This is a genomic window from Streptomyces sp. NPDC051677, from assembly GCF_044453465.1.
In the GTDB taxonomy this organism is placed as follows: domain Bacteria; phylum Actinomycetota; class Actinomycetes; order Streptomycetales; family Streptomycetaceae; genus Streptomyces.
The window spans coordinates 250,779-266,670 of sequence record NZ_JBITCT010000001.1 but is presented as its reverse complement, the minus strand read 5'-3'; the positions used below and the strand labels follow the sequence as shown (position 1 = coordinate 266,670).

The 15,892-nt window shown below is 72.5% G+C and carries 15 protein-coding genes; 5 read left to right on the top strand and 10 right to left on the bottom strand.

The genetic code is table 11. The annotated features are described in order from the left end of the window. The first annotated feature begins 30 nt into the window (after nt 1-30). Entirely contained in the window at nt 31-501 is a 471-nt protein-coding gene (locus tag ACIBAF_RS01215) for an RDD family protein (RefSeq protein WP_399461000.1), read from the top strand. A gap of 109 nt (nt 502-610) precedes the next feature. On the opposite strand, the gene ACIBAF_RS01210 is transcribed toward ACIBAF_RS01215, so the two are convergent. The 4 genes from ACIBAF_RS01210 to lipB all read right to left on the bottom strand — a co-directional run bounded on the left by ACIBAF_RS01210 (nt 611) and on the right by lipB (nt 3,717). After that, nucleotides 611-1,312, bottom strand: coding sequence for a DUF4191 domain-containing protein (locus ACIBAF_RS01210; protein WP_399460999.1), 702 nt, complete (start codon nt 1,310-1,312; stop codon nt 611-613). A 73-nt stretch (nt 1,313-1,385) separates the two neighbouring features. Next, nucleotides 1,386-1,598 (bottom strand): hypothetical protein, encoded by a 213-nt coding sequence (locus tag ACIBAF_RS01205; RefSeq protein ID WP_399460998.1) that lies wholly within the window; start codon nt 1,596-1,598, stop codon nt 1,386-1,388. A gap of 279 nt (nt 1,599-1,877) precedes the next feature. After that, the gene (gene lipA, locus ACIBAF_RS01200) at nt 1,878-2,843 is read right to left on the bottom strand and encodes a lipoyl synthase (RefSeq protein ID WP_399460997.1); all 966 of its coding nucleotides are present in this window, start codon (nt 2,841-2,843) and stop codon (nt 1,878-1,880) included. Nucleotides 2,844-2,916: 73 nt separating this feature from the next. Continuing rightward, nucleotides 2,917-3,717 (bottom strand): lipoyl(octanoyl) transferase LipB, encoded by an 801-nt coding sequence (lipB, locus tag ACIBAF_RS01195; protein WP_399460996.1) that lies wholly within the window; start codon nt 3,715-3,717, stop codon nt 2,917-2,919. Nucleotides 3,718-3,960: 243 nt separating this feature from the next. On the opposite strand from lipB, the gene ACIBAF_RS01190 reads away from it, so the two are divergent. After that, nucleotides 3,961-5,478: a regulator gene (locus tag ACIBAF_RS01190; protein ID WP_399460995.1), complete on the top strand. Its 1,518-nt coding sequence runs from the start codon at nt 3,961-3,963 to the stop codon at nt 5,476-5,478. 110 nt (nt 5,479-5,588) lie between these two features. On the opposite strand, the gene ACIBAF_RS01185 is transcribed toward ACIBAF_RS01190, so the two are convergent. Both ACIBAF_RS01185 and ACIBAF_RS01180 read right to left on the bottom strand, forming a co-directional pair. Next, on the bottom strand, nt 5,589-6,977 hold the full coding sequence (locus tag ACIBAF_RS01185; RefSeq protein WP_399460994.1) for an NAD(P)/FAD-dependent oxidoreductase: 1,389 nt from the start codon (nt 6,975-6,977) through the stop codon (nt 5,589-5,591). A 161-nt stretch (nt 6,978-7,138) separates the two neighbouring features. Further along, nucleotides 7,139-8,032: a TIGR01777 family oxidoreductase gene (locus ACIBAF_RS01180; protein WP_399460993.1), complete on the bottom strand. Its 894-nt coding sequence runs from the start codon at nt 8,030-8,032 to the stop codon at nt 7,139-7,141. Between the two features lie 71 nt (nt 8,033-8,103). On the opposite strand from ACIBAF_RS01180, the gene ACIBAF_RS01175 reads away from it, so the two are divergent. After that, entirely contained in the window at nt 8,104-8,601 is a 498-nt protein-coding gene (locus ACIBAF_RS01175) for a GNAT family N-acetyltransferase (RefSeq protein WP_399460992.1), read from the top strand. A gap of 32 nt (nt 8,602-8,633) precedes the next feature. On the opposite strand, the gene ACIBAF_RS01170 is transcribed toward ACIBAF_RS01175, so the two are convergent. After that, complete coding sequence (locus ACIBAF_RS01170) at nt 8,634-9,818, bottom strand: MarP family serine protease (RefSeq protein WP_399460991.1); 1,185 nt, start codon at nt 9,816-9,818, stop codon at nt 8,634-8,636. A gap of 280 nt (nt 9,819-10,098) precedes the next feature. Between ACIBAF_RS01170 and ACIBAF_RS01165 the strand changes: the two genes are divergently transcribed. Both ACIBAF_RS01165 and ACIBAF_RS01160 read left to right on the top strand, forming a co-directional pair. After that, nucleotides 10,099-10,890, top strand: coding sequence for a peptidoglycan recognition protein (locus tag ACIBAF_RS01165; RefSeq protein ID WP_399461325.1), 792 nt, complete (start codon nt 10,099-10,101; stop codon nt 10,888-10,890). 72 nt (nt 10,891-10,962) lie between these two features. Next, the gene (locus tag ACIBAF_RS01160; RefSeq protein WP_399461347.1) at nt 10,963-11,274 is read left to right on the top strand and encodes a hypothetical protein; all 312 of its coding nucleotides are present in this window, start codon (nt 10,963-10,965) and stop codon (nt 11,272-11,274) included. Between the two features lie 25 nt (nt 11,275-11,299). Here ACIBAF_RS01160 and ACIBAF_RS01155 read toward each other — a convergent pair whose 3' ends face one another. From ACIBAF_RS01155 to aceE, 3 genes are all read right to left on the bottom strand, one after another. After that, nucleotides 11,300-11,821 carry a DUF4240 domain-containing protein gene (locus ACIBAF_RS01155; protein WP_399461324.1) on the bottom strand — a complete coding sequence of 174 codons (522 nt, stop codon included), beginning with the start codon at nt 11,819-11,821 and terminating at the stop codon, nt 11,300-11,302. A gap of 56 nt (nt 11,822-11,877) precedes the next feature. Beyond that, nucleotides 11,878-12,879, bottom strand: coding sequence for a helix-turn-helix transcriptional regulator (locus ACIBAF_RS01150; RefSeq protein WP_399460990.1), 1,002 nt, complete (start codon nt 12,877-12,879; stop codon nt 11,878-11,880). 183 nt (nt 12,880-13,062) lie between these two features. Next, nucleotides 13,063-15,768: a pyruvate dehydrogenase (acetyl-transferring), homodimeric type gene (gene aceE, locus ACIBAF_RS01145; protein ID WP_399460989.1), complete on the bottom strand. Its 2,706-nt coding sequence runs from the start codon at nt 15,766-15,768 to the stop codon at nt 13,063-13,065. Nucleotides 15,769-15,892 lie beyond the last annotated feature (124 nt).

The following is a 15,892-nucleotide window of genomic DNA, read 5'->3' as shown; positions in this document are numbered from 1 at the left end:
ATCGCGAAACGGGCGCAGTACCGTGGACGCGTGGACAACAGGGATGCAATCGGCTCGTGGCTCTCCGGACCCCGCGCGGCCATGGAAGACGCGGGCGCCGACTTCGGATACCGGGGCGAGCAGCTCGGTCTGCCGGAGGAGGGGCCGGGCTCGATCGCCCGCCCCGGGCGGCGGCTCGGCGCCCTGGCCGTGGACTGGGGCTTCAGCGTCTTGATCGCATACAGCTTGATCACGGACGGCTATCGGCCCGCCGCCACTAGCAACTGGGCGCTGCTCGTCTTCCTGGTGATGAGCGTCCTGACGGTCGGCACGGTCGGCTTCACTCCGGGCAAGCGCCTCTTCGGGCTGCGCGTGGTCTCCGCCGACACCGGGGCCGTCAGCCCGCTGCGCTCCGTGGCACGCACGGTCCTGCTCTGCCTGGCCGTCCCCGCCTTGGTCTGGGACCGCGACGGCCGCGGCCTGCACGACCGACTGGCCCGCACGGTGGAAGTACGGATCTGAACGTTTCGAGTACGCGGAACGAGTACGAGGAAGGGGCGCCCGGAGTGATCCGGGCGCCCCTTCCTCGTACTCGTTCCGCGTACTCGTACCGCCAGGAAAGCCGTGGGACTCAGCGGGCCTTGCCGCCGCCCTTCGGCAGCCGCATGCCCTTGGGCATCGGCCCCTTCGGCAGCGGCATGTTGCTCATCAGGTCGCCCATGGCGCGCAGCCGGTCGTTGGTGGCCGTCACCTGCGGGCCCGCCAGGACGCGCGGGAACTTCAGCAGGGTGGTGCGCAGCTTCTTCAGCTCGACCTGACCCTCGCCCGTGCCGACGATCACGTCGTGCACCGGGACGTCCGCGACGACGCGGTTCATCTTCTTCTTCTCGGCGGCCAGCAGGCTCTTCACCCGGTTCGGGTTGCCCTCGGCGACCAGGACGATGCCGGCCTTGCCGACGGCCCGGTGCACCACGTCCTGGCTGCGGTTCATCGCCACCGCGGGGGTCGTCGTCCACCCCCGGCCGATGTTGTCGAGGACGGCCGCGGCCGCGCCGGGCTGTCCCTCCATCTGACCGAAGGCGGCCCGCTCGGCCCGGCGCCCGAACACGATCGCCGTCCCGAGGAAGGCGAGCAGGAAGCCCAGGATGCCGAGGTAGACCGGGTGGCCGATCAGGAAACCGATCGCGAGAAAGACACCGAAGATGAGGAGGAAGACGCCCGCGAGTACCAGGCCGATCGTCTTGTCGGCCTTGCGGGTCATCTTGTACGTCAGGGCGATCTGCTTCAGTCGCCCGGGGTTAGCGGCGTCCGCCGCGCTGTCACTTCTCGCCATGCCACGAAGTCTACGTGGCCTCTCAAGCGCCTACGACGGCAGGAGGGGAGCTGTGGAGCGGGGGATCAGGGGATCAGGGGTGGGTGGAGGTCAGGGGTGCGGTGACCGCCTCGAGGACGCGCTGCGCCTCGACCCGGTCCTTGGCGCGACGGCGGTCCTCCAGCACGGAGGTCCAGGCGTTGCGACGGGCGGTGCGCTGGCCGCTGCTCATGAGCAGCGACTCGACGGCACGCAGTGCGTCGGTGAAGGTCGGGATCGCGGTGGCGCGAACGGGCGCGGCCTGCATGGTGGAGGTCCCCCTCGGACGGCTTCGGGTAAGGGCGGGGTGGTGCACGTGATGTGATACGAGCGTCACTGATTGGTGTTACCAGGGCGTGACCGACCGGTCAAACACGAATGAAGCCTTGATGCGCAGGGCCGAAATGCTGACGCGGCCCCGACGACGCCCTCATCTGCGAGGACGGCCGGGACCGCGTCATATCGGTCGCTACTGGCGAGTAGGGGCTTGTGCGCGAATTCACACACTCGGCTTCCGGCCAGACGGCGCAAGGGAGGTGACGTCGCGTCAGACAGCCTGGGTGGCGATGAAGGAACCGCGCTTCTCGACGGCCATCTGGTAGAGGCGTCCGGCACGGTAGGAGGACCGTACCAGCGGACCCGACATCACGCCGGAGAAGCCGATCTGCTCGGCCTCCTCCTTCAGCTCGACGAACTCGTGCGGCTTGACCCAGCGCTCGACGGGGTGGTGGCGCACGGAGGGCCGCAGGTACTGCGTGATGGTGACCAGCTCGCAGCCGGCCTCGTGCAGCTGCCGGAGCGCGTCGCTGACCTCCTCGCGGGTCTCGCCCATGCCGAGGATCAGGTTCGACTTGGTGACGAGGCCGTAGTCGCGGGCGGCCGTGATGACGTTCAGCGAACGCTCGTAGCGGAAGCCGGGCCGGATCCGCTTGAAGATCCGCGGGACCGTCTCCACGTTGTGCGCGAAGACCTCGGGCCGCGAGGAGAAGACCTCCGCGAGCTGCTCCGGGACGGCGTTGAAGTCGGGCGCGAGGAGCTCGACCTTGGTGCGGCCGGCCGTGCGCTCGGCGGTCTGCGCGTGGATCTGCCGGACGGTCTCGGCGTAGAGCCACGCCCCGCCGTCCGCCAGGTCGTCGCGCGCGACGCCGGTGATGGTGGCGTAGTTCAGGTCCATCGTGACGACGGACTCACCGACGCGCCGCGGCTCGTCGCGGTCCAGCGCCTCGGGCTTGCCGGTGTCGATCTGGCAGAAGTCGCAGCGCCGGGTGCACTGGTCGCCGCCGATGAGGAAGGTGGCCTCGCGGTCCTCCCAGCACTCGTAGATGTTCGGGCAGCCGGCTTCCTGGCAGACGGTGTGCAGCCCCTCGCTCTTCACGAGGTTCTGCATCTTCGTGTACTCGGGGCCCATTTTCGCCCGGGTCTTGATCCACTCGGGCTTGCGCTCGATGGGGGTCTGGCTGTTGCGGACCTCCAGGCGCAGCATCTTGCGTCCGTCGGGTGCGACTGCGGACACGACCGGCTCCCTAGCGTTTGATTCTTCGGCGTCCCCCAGGGTACGCCCGTGGATTTGAAAGCCCGCTGCGGCGTCAGGCTGCCGGTGTTCTCTCGATCTCCCGCGGCTTCGGCTCCGCGTTCTCCAGGACGTCCCTCAGGTGCCGTTCCACCACCGGCAGGACCTCCTCGATCGTGACGTCGCGGCCCAGCTCGTTCGCGAGGGAGGCGACGCCCGCGTCCCGGATGCCGCACGGGATGATCCGGTCGAACCACTTGTTGTCCGGGTTCACGTTGAACGAGAAGCCGTGCATGGTGACGCCCTTGGCGACCCGGATGCCGATCGCGCCCACCTTCCGGTCCTCCCGCCGCTGACCGGCGTTGGACGGCGCGTACTCCGGCCCGTTCAGTCGGGGGTCGAACTCCTCGTCGGTGAGCCGGGGGTCGAAGTCCAGCGACAGACCGCCGAGCGAGGGGCGCTGCTCCACCGGATCGCCGAGCACCCACACCCCGCTCCTGCCCTCGACCCGGGAGGTCTCCACGCCGAACTCCGCGCACGTGCGGATCAGGGCGTCCTCCAGACGCCGCACATGGGCGACGACGTCCACCGGACGCGGCAGTTTGAGGATCGGGTAGCCCACCAGCTGGCCCGGCCCGTGCCAGGTGATCTTGCCGCCGCGGTCCACGTCGACCACCGGGGTGCCGTCCAGGGGGCGCTCGTCGTCGGCGGTGCGCCGGCCGGCCGTGTAGACGGGCGGGTGCTCCAGGAGCAGCACGGTGTCCGGGACCTCGTCGGCGAACCGGGCCGCGTGCACCCGGCGTTGCTCGTCCCACGCCTCCCGGTACTCGACGGCGTCCCCGCCGAACCCCATCCGGACGAACCGCAACTCGCTCACGGCAAGCGCCTCCCTGAAAGTCGTCAGGCGCGTCACGCGCCCAAGCCACTGTACGTCCGCGCCCTCCGCGTCAGCCGCGCGGCCAATCCTCACACGATCGGATGAATGAGCGCCGAGATGTGCGAGCGGCTGCTTACTCTCCGCTACATTCGCGCCGTTCAGAGGCCAAAAGGGCTGATCACAGCATCAGCGCACTTCATCCGGGCACGTCACAGGCCCGGGAGGCAGGAGACCGCACCGCAGATGACGGAACGACCCGCGCAGCGCACTCCCAACCGTCAGCTCGCCGCGCTCATCGCAGAAGCGGGCTTCTCCAACGCGGGACTGGCCCGTCGCGTCGATCAGCTCGGCCTCGAACACGGGCTGGACCTCCGATACGACAAGACGTCCGTCACCCGGTGGCTGCGCGGGCAGCAGCCCCGGGGCACCACCCCCGCCCTCATCGCCGAGGTCTTCACCCGGCGGCTGGGCCGTCGGCTCACCGCCCAGGACCTCGGTCTGGACGCCTGCGCCCCCGTCTACGCGGGCCTGGAGTTCGCCGGCACCCCCGAGGAGGCCATCGACATCGTCGGCGGGCTCTGGCGCAAGGACTCCGGCAGCCACGCCGAGCTCCGCAAGATCGCCTTCACACCGGCGGGCCTCGTCGTGCCGAGCCGCGACTGGCTGATCGGGCGGGCCGACGAGAAGGTCGCCCGCAGCGAGCCGCCCGCCCGGGTGCCCGTCCAGGGCCGCCCGCCCGCCAGGCCCGCCGCACCCCAGCACCCCTCGTCCCCACCCGCGTCGGCGCCCGCCCAGGCCACGCCCGCACCGGCGGCCGTCCCCCGGCAGCGCGGTCACGTCACCGAGCGCGGGCCCGGCCAACGGGTCACCGGCGGCGACATCTCCGCACTGCGCTCGGTCGGTGAGCTCTTCCGCACCCTCGACGACAGGTACGGCGGCGGCCACGCCCGGCAGGCCCTGGTGCGCTACCTGGAGCACGAGTGCGAGCCGATGCTGCGCGGCTCCTACGGCGAGCAGACCGGCCGGCGCCTCTTCGGCGCCGCGGCCGACCTGACCCGGCTCGCGGGCTGGACCTCCTTCGACATCGCCGCGCACGGCCTGGCCCAGCGCTACTTCGTCCAGGCCCTGCGCCTCTCCCAGGCGGCCGCGGACCGGGCGTACGGCTCCTTCGTCCTGGTCACCATGAGCCGTCAGGCCGTCTATCTCGGGCATGGGCGCGAGGCGGTGCAGCTCGCGCGGGTGGCCCAGCAGGGGATCGGCACGGGCGCCCCGCCCGTCGTGCAGGCGCTGCTGCACTCGGCGGAGGCGCGCGGGCACGGGGTGCTGGGCGAGGTGCGGGCCTCGACCGCCGCGCTCGTGCGGGCCGAGCGGGCGCTGGAGGCGGCCAAGGCCGGGGACGAGGTGCCGTACTGGGCGCGCTTCTTCGACGAGGCGCAGCTGGCCGACGAGTTCGGGCACTGCCACCGTGACCTGCAGCAGTTCCGGGCGGCCGTGCAGCATGCCGAACGCTCGCTCCAGCTGCGTCCCGCCGCGTACGCACGCAGCCGGGTGTTCTGCCGCGTCGTCCTGGCCTCGGCGCGCCTCGGCCTCGGCGAGCTCGACCAGGCCTGCCAGCTCGCCGCGGAGGCCGCCGGCCAGGCGGCGGAGATGCGGTCCGTCCGCGCCCTGGAGTACGTCCGCGACTTCGAACGCCGCCTGGAGCCCTATCGAGACGCGACGCCGGCCCGCACCTACCGGGACAAGGTGGCAGCCCTGGGCTGAGGGTCTTTTTTCGGTCCCTTCCGACCCACCGAGTCCGGTGGTGGGTGGGCATGGGCCGGGGGTCTGGGGGCGGAGCCCCAGGGGGTGAGGTGCAACCCCGGCCCGCCCGTTCAGGCCGCTGCCTGTTCCTGGCGGGGCGTCGGTGCGGGGTCGGCCAGGTTCAGGGAACCGGCGGAGCGAAGGTCGGAGACGATCGCTGCCGCCGCCCGGTGCGCGGAGTGCAGCGCGCCCTGGACGGTGCTGGTGTCCCGATGGTCCCCGCACACGTACAGCCCCGCCAGCAGCCGCACCGGCCGCCGCAGGTCGTGCGGCGCACGCATCGCCGGCACGGCCTCGGCGGTGTGATGCACGGCCAGCGTCTCCCACCGCGCGGTCGAGACCCCGTACAGCCGGGACAGGTGCATGCGCACGGCGGTGTCGACGCCCGGCGGCGGCGTGCCGAGGACCGTGGACGAGATCAGCGCCCGCCCCCCGGGCGCCCGGCTCGGGTCCACCCGGCTGACCACCGCCGTGTGCGCGACCGGCCCGCCCCGATCGGCGTCGAGGAGCAGCGACGCGCCCGTCTGCGGCGGCTCGTCCGTGGTGTGGTGGACGACCGTCACCGGGTGGAAGTCGGGCACCCGCAGCCCGGGCAGCAGTTCCGCCGCGGTGCGCGCGTCGGTGGCCACCAGGACGGCACGGCAGCGGAACTCGCCGTGCTCGGCGGTGGTTACCGAGGTCGTCGAGACCGACGTGACCCGCACGCCGGTGTGCACGCTGCCCGCCGGCAGCGTCCGCGCGAGCAGCTCCGGCAGCACCTCGGCCCCGCCCTCCGGCAGCGACAGCCGCCCGGCCGCGAAGGCGCGCAGCGCGAGGTCCGCGCACCGGCTGGACGTGGTGAGCTCCGGGTCGCACAGCAGCGCGGCGAGCAGCGGACGCAGGAAGCCGTCGATCGCGCGGGCCGGCAGCCCGCGGGCGGCGAGGGCCCGGGCGGCCGGCAACTCCGGGCGGCGGAGCAGCCGTTCGGCGGGGGTGGCCGCGATCCGGCTGAGCGCCGCGCCCAGCCGGGCCTGGTCCACGGCGCTGCCCAGCGGAGCGCCCGCCCGTACGGGAACGGGGCCGCCGGCGCGCGGCCTGGGCAGCGCACCCGGCAGGGGAGCGCTCGCCAGGGCGCGTACGGCGTGCAGTGCGCCCCTTGCGCTCCCGGCGCCCGCCTGCGCACCCGCGCGGTGATGTCGCCCGTCGCTGTGCAGCAGGACGCCCGGCGCGAACGGGCGCAGGACGAGCGCGTCCAGCCCGGGCGTCAGGGCGAGTTCGGGATACGCCGTGGACAGCAGCTGCCCGATGCGGTCGAGCCGGAACCCGTCGACCTTCTCCGTCGACATGCGGCCGCCCACCCAAGGGGCGGACTCCAGGACCGCGGTCGTTACTCCTGCGCTGGTCAGCCGATGCGCCGCGGAGAGTCCGGCGATGCCGGCTCCCACCACGACGACGTCTGCCTGGTACGCGGGCTCAAGCACGTGCCCCTCCTCGAGGTTGCGCGGCCGGTGGAGACGTCATGCCCCCAACAGCCGTCCGGGATGCCCGAGTTCGGATCGAGGTTAGGGCCGTGATCGGTCAGGAACAGTCGCGCATGGACAGGGCACGGTCGCACGGCGGTCGCATGCGGTCACGCGGGGGTTCAGGCGGCCCGGATCGCGTCCTCGATCCCGGGAAACGCGAACGTGAACCCGGACGCCAGCAGCCGCTTCGGCACCACCCGAGCGCTGCCCAGCACGTCCCCGGCCATCTCGCCCAGCACCGTCCGCAGCACCGGCGCCGGCACCGCGAAGAGCGTCGGCCGGTGCAGCACCCGCCCCATCGCCGCGGTGATCTCACGGTTGGTCAGCGGCTCGGGCGCGGTCAGGTTGAACGGCCCCGACAGGTCGTCGCGGTCGATCAGATGCCGGATCGCCGCCACCTCGTCGTGCAGCGCGATGTACGACCAGTACTGCCGGCCGTCGCCCATCCGCCCCCCGAGCCCGGCCTTGAAGAGGGGGAACAGCCTGCCCCAGGCCCCGCCCCCGCGCGCCACGACCAGCCCGGTCCGGGTGAAGACCGTACGGATCCCCGCCTCCTCGGCCGGAGCGGCCGCCGCCTCCCACTCCACGCACAGCTCCGGCAGGAAGCCGCTCCCGGCGGGTGCGCTCTCGTCCACGATCCGCTCGCCCGTCTCGCCGTACCGCCCCATCGCGCTGCCGTTCACGAACACCCGCGGCCGTTCGTCGAGCGAGGCGAGCGCCTGCGCCAGCGCGGCCGTGCCGTGCACCCGGCTGTCGTGGATCCGCCTCTTGTACGCCTCGCTCCAGCGCCGGTCGCCGACCCCCGCCCCCGCCAGGTTGACCACGGCGTCGCACCCGGTGAGCCCGGCCGTGTCCACCTGCCCCCGCTCCGGGTCCCAGCGCACCTCGTCCGCGCCCCGGGGCGCATGGCGCACCAGCCGTACCACCTCGTGCCCGTCCGCGGTCAGGGACCGCACCAGGGCGCTGCCGATCAGGCCGGACGCACCGGCCACCGCGATTCGCGTACGTTCCATGCCGCCATCCTGCCCGGTGAGCGGATAAAACCCCGGTCTCGTCGGCGCCCCCGCGTTCTAGGGTGGCGGCCATGCCCGAACCTTCCGCACTTCGCATACGCACCGCGGTGCTCGCCGACGACGGGGCGCTGGGTCTCGTCGACCGTCTCACCTGGTCCCCGCTGCACGCCGTCATGCCCGAGCCGCAGCCGCCCTACGACCCCTTCTTCGACGAGCGTCACCCGCCCGAGGACATCCTGGTCGCCGAACTCGACGACCGCGTGGTCGGCTACCTCCGCCTCGCGTTCCCCACCAAGCTCGACTGCAACCGGCACGTGCGGCAGATCCAGGGCCTCGCCGTCCTCGACGAGGTGCGTGGCCGGGGCGTGGGACGGGCGCTGATCCGCGCCGCCGTCGAGGAGGCCCGCGGGCTGGGCGCCCGCCGCATCACCCTGCGCGTCCTCGGCCACAACGCCCCGGCCCGCGCGCTCTACGAGTCCGAGGGGTTCGTGGTGGAGGGCGTGCTGCCGGAGGAGTTCCTGCTGGACGGGAAGTACGTGGACGACGTGTTCATGGGCCGCTCCCTGTAGCCCCCTCAGAGCTCATCAGAACTCCTCAGGACTCACGAGGTGACCAGGTCGCCCGTGTCCACCGGCCGGGTCGCCGTCGCCGCCTGCTTCGCGTCGTCGGCGACCTCGGCCGCCGTCAGCACGTACCCCGTCTCGTCGTCGGAGGTGGAGCGGGCGAAGACGACGCCGAAGACGTGGCCGTCGGTGGTCAGCAGCGGGCCGCCGGAGTTGCCGGGGCGGACGGTGGAGCGGATCGAGTAGATCTCGCGGGTGACGATCTCGTCGTTGTAGATGTTCCGGCCGGTCGCCTTCACCCGGTTCGCGACCGTCGCCGCCTGGAGGTTCAGGTCGCCGTCCTGCGGATAGCCGGCGACGACCGCCGAGTCGCCGCGGGAGGCGTCGTCGTCGAAGCCCAGCACCGGGGCGTTCAGGCCCGGCACGTACAGCACGGCCACGTCCTTGTCCGGGTCGAAGAGCACCACGCGCGCCTCGAACGACCGCCCCACGCCGCCGATCCGCACGGTCGGGTCGTCGATGCCCGCCACCACGTGCGCGTTGGTCATCACATGCTCGCTCGCGTACACGAAGCCGCTGCCCTCGCGGCCCTGGTCGCCCGAGGCGCCCTCGATCTTCACCGTGCTCGTCTTCGCCGCGTTGGTGGCGCTCGCCGTGACGCTGTCGCCGGTGGGCTTGGCGACCTCGGCCGTCGACTCGTTCTCGAACGGGTTGAAGACCTGCGGGAAGCCCGCCTGGGTCAGCGCCGACGTGGCCCGCGAGAACCAGGTGGGCGTGGTGTCCGGCATGGCGTCCTGCACCGCCCCCAGCAGCCGTGAGTCCCGTATCGACGACGTGACCACCGGCGACGACGACGCGCCCAGCACGCTCGCCGCCACCCACGCCACGATCAGCACCGCCACCGCGTTCGCCGCCGCCCCGCCGACCCCGTCGGCCACCCTGAGCGGACCGCGGTCCAGCTCCCGGCGCAGCTGCAGCGCCAGCCGTCCCGCCAACTCGTGCCCCACCACCGCGGGGACGAGGACGGTGAACACGGCGGTCACCGTCGCCGCCGTCGTCCCCGGAGTCACCAGGTCCATCAGCCACGGCAGGACCCACACGCCGATCACCGCGCCGCCCACGAACCCGGCCAGCGAGACACAGCCGGCCACCAGCCCGCGCCGGTAACCGGAGCCGGCGTAGGCCAGCACCACCAGCGTCAGCAGGATGTCGAGCAGGTCCACACGGCCCCCTTTCTCTCGGATCCCCTAGTACGTGCGGGAAGGGCCCAGTGATCAGCTACCCATCGATCACGCCCGCGCGTACATCCGGAACCGGCCACGTGCGCGTGTACCTCGTAAAACGGCGTGCACCGGGAGGATGGTTCCACCAGGTGGCACAGCACACATCGCGGACGGACCGGAACCGGCCGACAGTGGGTCCATGTGCGCCCTTCGAGCGGCCGCCCGCGGACCGCGGCCCACGCGAGGGCGGTTCCCGGCACGCAGGCCGGGCCCGCTCCTCGTGCTCCTGGGCTGCCTGCCGGGGCTCGCCGCGGTCGCCGCCCTGGGGCTGTGCGCGGGCGGCGTCGACCGCGCCGCCACGTCCGGCCCGGCCGCCCGCGCCGGCCGTCAGGCCGCCGCCCTCCCCGCCGGCGCGCACCAGGCGGCCCGGCCGCCGATCGTGCCGCGCTCCGCCTGGCTGGACGACCTCGCCCGGCACGCCCAGCCGCCCCCGCGCTACGACGACAAGGTCGTCGCCGTCTTCGTCCACCACACCGACTCGCCCAACGGCTACGCCTGCGCCGACGCGCCCCGCATCATCCGCTACCTGTACACGGGCCAGACCGCCGCCCGGGGCTGGGACGACATCGGCTACAACTTCCTCGTCGACCGCTGCGGCACGATCTACGAGGGCCGCGCGGGCGGCGTCGACCGCCCGGTCACCGGCGCCCACACCCAGGGCTTCAACCACCGCACGGCCGGCATCGCCGCACTCGGCACGTTCACCTCCGGAGTGCCGGTTCCGAAGGCGATGGTCGACGCGATCGCCGCCCTGACCGCCTGGAAGCTCGGCCTGTCCGGCATCGACCCGCGGGCGAGAGTCCGGCTCACCTCCAGCAACAGCCTCAGCCGCTACGCCGCCGGAACCACCGCCGCCCTCCCCGCCCTGGCGGGCCACAACGAGGGCTACATGACGAGCTGCCCCGGCCGGGCCCTCACCGCCCGGCTGCCGGAGATCCGCGAGACGGCCGCCCGTCTCCAGGGCCGCCTCCCGGGCGGAACGGCCGCGCGGACGCTCACAGGAACGCCTTAGACGGCGTTCAGGGTTCTCCCATGCCGGCGTCCTACGGTCATGCACAACACAAGCCGACCGGAGGTGGGGATCATGAACAGCAGCCGTACCCGGGCCACGGAGTCCACGGAGTCCACGGAGTCCACGGAGTCCACGGAGTCCACGGTGGCCGGGGAGGCCGAGGAGGGCCGGCGGACCGCGCGGCAGGGCGCCGACTGGGCCAGGGCCGCCCGCAGTCCGTGGACCGTGTTCTGCGCCGTCGCCGCGGTCGTCCTGGGCCCGGCCGCGGCCACCGCGTCCGCCCTGGAGCAGGCCAACAGGGCGCCGATGCACCACGCCGTGCGGGTCGACCAGGCGCAGGCCTACCTTCCGACCGACAGCACCCGCCGCAAGCTCGCGGTGTGACCCCCGGCGCGCCCCGCCGCGAGGCTCACTCCTTGAAGCGCTGCCACAGCCGGGGATACCGCTCGGCCAGCGCCCCCTCGTTCTCGAAGTTCACCGGTGTGCCCTCGGGTTCGGAGGGCGCGGGCGCGATGCCCAGGTCCGGGGCGACGGTCCCGGTGAGCTGCTCGTAGGCCTCGTCGGCCGCGTAGCCGAGTTCCTCGCCGTCGCCGTCGATCTCCTCGTCGAAGTCGTCCAGCAGATCGGCGAGCGAGTCCGGGTCGTTGTGCAGGGCGCCCTCGAAGACCTCGCGGCCCTGCCCGATCAGCCAGCACCGGAAGAAGTCGAAGGCGTCGTCGCTCGCCCCGTCCAGCAACAGCCAGGCCGCCCCCCACAGGTCCCAGCGGTAGGCGCGGTTGTAACGGGACTCGAAGTGCCGGGCGAAGTCGAGAACGGCCTCCGGGTCCAGCCTGAGCAGCCGTTCCACGAGCAGGTCGGCCTGCTCCTCGGGATCGCCCTCGGCTGCCTCGCGGGAGGCGTCCACCAGCTCCCAGAACTCCGTCTCGTCCATCACGCGTCCAGCATCGTGCCTCAGGGTGCGGGACGCACCCGGAGTGCCCGGGATTCTCACCCCGGCCGGTACAGCTCCGCCAGTCGGGCCGCGTCCTCGGCGAAGCGCTTGCGCAGCGGCTCGGGGGAGACCACCTCTGCCTCCGCCCCCAGCGCCGTGAGTTGTGTGTGCGCCACGTCCTGCGACTCCACCCGCAGCGTGACCGTGACCCACCCCCGCCCGTCCGCCTCCCCGGCCGTCGCCAGCGCGTCCCGGGCCGCCACCGGGTCCACGGCGTGCGCCAGCCCCCGCAGACCCGCCTCCGACAGCCGCAGCACGACCTCGTCCCGCAGGATCGAACGCGCGAACCGCTCCGCCTGCTCGGCCCAGAACCCGGAGAGGTCGAACTCCTCGTCCCGGCTGAAACGATCCTTCAGGCCTTCGACGCCGACGAACCGGTCGATGCGGTACGTGCGGAACGCCCCGCCGCCCCGGCCCTCCTCCCGCACCCGGGCGCACAGGTACCAGATCCCCGCCTTCAGCACGAGCCCGTACGGCTCCAGCTCCCGCACCACCTCCCGCTGACGCTGCCCGGCGTCGCGCCGGTACCGCGCCCGCACACACCGGTCGTCCCACACCGCGTCCGCGATCACCGTCAGCAGCCCCGGAGTCTCCGGCTCCCGGAACCACGCCGGCGCGTCCAGATGAAACCGCTGCGCCGCCGCCCGCGGGGCGTCCCGCAGGGAGGGCAGCAGAGCCGCCGACACCTTCAGCCGCGCCGCCGACGCGACGTCCTCCAGGCCCATCTCCCGCAGCGCCCCCGGCACCCCGCTCAGGAACAGCGCCTCGGCCTCGCCGCGCCCCAGCCCGGTCAGCCGCGTCCGGTACCCGCCGATCAGCCGGTAGCCCCCGGCCCGGCCCCGCTCCGCGTACACCGGCACGCCGGCCTCCGACAGCGCCTGCGCGTCGCGCGTGACCGTACGCTCCGACACCTCCAGCTCTTGGGCCAGTTCGGCGGCGGTCATCGTGGGCCGGGACTGGAGGAGGAGCACCATCTTGATGAGGCGGGCAGCGCGCATGAGGTCATCATGGTGCGTCCTCGGCTGCGGGCCCGCATATGGCTGGTCTTGCTTCTCAAGGGGCGCGGGGAACTGCGCGACCAGCCCCCCACCGGCCCGCGGCCGACACATGACCGGAAATCACTGAAGGGGCCCGGCGCAATCCAGCCGCCGAGCCCCCTTCACCGACCGAAAACCCCGGGCCTACAGCCCGTAGCGCTCGCGCGCCTCCTTCACGGCCGTCGCCTTGACCTCGCCGCGCCGGGCGAGCTGGGCCAGGGCCGCCACGACGATCGACTGCGCGTCGACGCCGAAGTGGCGGCGGGCCGCCGCACGGGTGTCGGAGAGACCGAAGCCGTCCGCGCCCAGCGAGGAGTAGTCCTGCTCGACCCACTGCGCGATCTGGTCCGGGACCTGACGCATGTAGTCGGAGACCGCGAGGACCGGGCCCTCGGCGCCCTGCAGGGCCTGGCGGACGTACGGCACGCGCTCCTCGCCGCGCAGCAGCGCCGCGTCGGCCTCCAGCGCGTCCCGGCGCAGCTCGGTCCAGGAGGTCGCGGACCACACGTCGGAGGCCACGCCCCACTCCTCGGCGAGCAGCTTCTGCGCCGCCAGCACCCAGTGGATCGCCGTGCCCGAGCCCAGCAGCTGGATGCGCGGGGCGTTGGCCCCGGCCACGTCCACGCCCGCCGACTCCGCCGTGTTGAAGCGGTACAGGCCCTTGACGATGCCCTCGTCGACGCCGGCGCCGGACGGCTTGGCCGGCTGCGGCATCGGCTCGTTGTAGACGGTCAGGTAGTAGAAGACGTTCGGGTCCTCACCCGGGGCCGCCTCGCCGTACATCCGGCGCAGGCCGTCCTTGACGATCGTCGCGATCTCGTACGCGAACGCCGGGTCGTAGGACAGGGCGGCCGGGTTCGTCGCGGCGATGACCGGGGAGTGGCCGTCGGCGTGCTGCAGACCCTCACCCGTCAGCGTCGTACGGCCCGCGGTGGCGCCGACGAGGAAGCCGCGGCCGAGCTGGTCGCCGAGCTGCCACATCTGGTCGGCCGTGCGCTGCCAGCCGAACATCGAGTAGAAGATGTAGAAGGGGATCATCGCCTCACCGTGCGTGGAGTACGCGGTGGACGCGGCGATGAAGTCGGCCATCGAACCGGCCTCGGTGATCCCCTCGTTGAGGATCTGGCCGTTCTTGGCCTCCTTGTAGTACATCAGCTGGTCACGGTCGACCGGCTCGTACGTCTGGCCCTTGGGCGAGTAGATGCCCAGGGAGGGGAAGAGGCTCTCCATGCCGAAGGTGCGCGCCTCGTCGGGGACGATCGGCACCCAGCGCTTGCCGGTCTCCTTGTCCCGGACCAGGTCCTTGACCAGCCGGACGAAGGCCATGGTGGTGGCCACGTTCTGGGAGCCGGAACCCTTGTCGAAGGAGGCGAAGGCCTTCTCGGCGGGGGCCGGCAGCGGGGCCGGCGCGTGCGTGCGGCGGGCCGGGGCCGGGCCGCCGAGGGCCGCGCGGCGCTCCTGGAGGTAGCGGACCTCGGGGGAGTCGGCGCCGGGGTGGCCGTAGGGCACGACCCCGTCGACGAACTGCGCGTCGGAGATCGGCAGCTCCAGCAGGTCGCGCATCGTCTTGAACTCGTCCACCGTCAGCTTCTTCATCTGGTGGTTGGCGTTCTTCGACGCGAAGCCCTCGCCGAGGGTGTGGCCCTTGACGGTCTGGGCCAGGATGACGGTCGGCGCGCCCTTGAACTCGACGGCCGCCTTGTACGCGGCGTACACCTTGCGCGCCTCGTGACCACCGCGGGAGAGGTGGAAACACTCGAGGATCTTGTCGTCGGACAGCAGCTTCGCCAGCTCGACGAGCGCCGGGTCCTTGCCGAAGAAGTCCTGGCGGATATAGGCGGCGTCCCGCGTCTGGTACGTCTGCACCTGGGCGTCGGGCACCTCGCGCAGGCGGCGGACGAGCGCGCCGGTGGTGTCGAGCGCGAACAGCTCGTCCCAGGCGGAGCCCCACAGCGACTTGACGACGTTCCAGCCGGCGCCGCGGAACTGGGCCTCCAGCTCCTGCACGATCTTGAAATTGGCGCGGACCGGGCCGTCGAGGCGCTGCAGGTTGCAGTTGATGACGAAGGTCAGGTTGTCCAGGCCCTCGCGGGAGGCGAGTGCGAGTGCCGCGGTCGACTCGGGCTCGTCCATCTCGCCGTCACCGAGGAACGCCCACACGTGGGACGCGGAGACGTCCTTGATGCCGCGGTTGGTGAGATAGCGGTTGAAGCGCGCCTGATAGATGGCGGACAGCGGACCGAGGCCCATGGAGACGGTCGGGAACTCCCACAGCCAGGGCAGACGGCGCGGGTGCGGGTACGACGGGAGGCCGTTGCCGCCGGCCTCCTGGCGGAAGTTGTCCAGGTGGGACTCGTTCAGCCGGCCGTCGAGGAAGGCGCGGGCGTAGATGCCGGGGGAGGCGTGGCCCTGGATGTAGAGCTGGTCGCCCGAGCCGTCGGCCTCCTTGCCCTTGAAGAAGTGGTTGAAGCCGGTCTCGTAGAGCCAGGCGGCGGAGGCGAAGGTGGCGATGTGGCCGCCGACGCCGTGTTTGCTGCCCCGGGTCACCATCGCGGCCGCGTTCCAGCGGTTCCACGCGGTGATCTTCCGCTCCATCTCCTGGTCGCCGGGCGCGGAGGGCTCGGCGGCCGTGGGGATGGTGTTGACGTAGTCCGTCTCGAGCAGCTTGGGCAGCGCGATGCCGTTGCCCTCGGCACGCTCCAGCGTGCGCCGCATCAGGTACGCGGCACGGTGCGGCCCGGCCGCCTTGGTGACGGCGTCCAGCGAGGCCTGCCATTCGGCGGTCTCCTCCGGGTCCCGGTCGGGGAGCTGGTCGAGCGCGCTCGGCTGGATGGCCTTGGGGTCGGTCATGTCGCCGCCTTCCTCAGTCGAAGGGGTTCCCTATGGGGTTGGGGGGTGCCCTTGGTCTTTGGCAGGACAGGGCGTGGGCTCGGGTGCGGTGTCGGTGTGCGACTGCGCCGTTCGGCCCGTCGGC

What these genes read in the sequence shown, in the direction of transcription:
- ACIBAF_RS01210 (WP_399460999.1), bottom strand. Translation starts at nt 1,312, where the DNA reads ATGGCGAGAAGTGACAGCGCGGCGGACGCCGCTAACCCCGGGCGACTG.
- ACIBAF_RS01205 (WP_399460998.1), bottom strand. Translation starts at nt 1,598, where the DNA reads ATGCAGGCCGCGCCCGTTCGCGCCACCGCGATCCCGACCTTCACCGAC.
- ACIBAF_RS01190 (WP_399460995.1), top strand. Translation starts at nt 3,961, where the DNA reads ATGACGGAACGACCCGCGCAGCGCACTCCCAACCGTCAGCTCGCCGCG.
- ACIBAF_RS01180 (WP_399460993.1), bottom strand. Translation starts at nt 8,032, where the DNA reads ATGGAACGTACGCGAATCGCGGTGGCCGGTGCGTCCGGCCTGATCGGC.
- ACIBAF_RS01175 (WP_399460992.1), top strand. Translation starts at nt 8,104, where the DNA reads ATGCCCGAACCTTCCGCACTTCGCATACGCACCGCGGTGCTCGCCGAC.
- ACIBAF_RS01160 (WP_399461347.1), top strand. Translation starts at nt 10,963, where the DNA reads ATGAACAGCAGCCGTACCCGGGCCACGGAGTCCACGGAGTCCACGGAG.
- ACIBAF_RS01155 (WP_399461324.1), bottom strand. Translation starts at nt 11,821, where the DNA reads ATGGACGAGACGGAGTTCTGGGAGCTGGTGGACGCCTCCCGCGAGGCA.
- ACIBAF_RS01150 (WP_399460990.1), bottom strand. Translation starts at nt 12,879, where the DNA reads ATGCGCGCTGCCCGCCTCATCAAGATGGTGCTCCTCCTCCAGTCCCGG.
- aceE (WP_399460989.1), bottom strand. Translation starts at nt 15,768, where the DNA reads ATGACCGACCCCAAGGCCATCCAGCCGAGCGCGCTCGACCAGCTCCCC.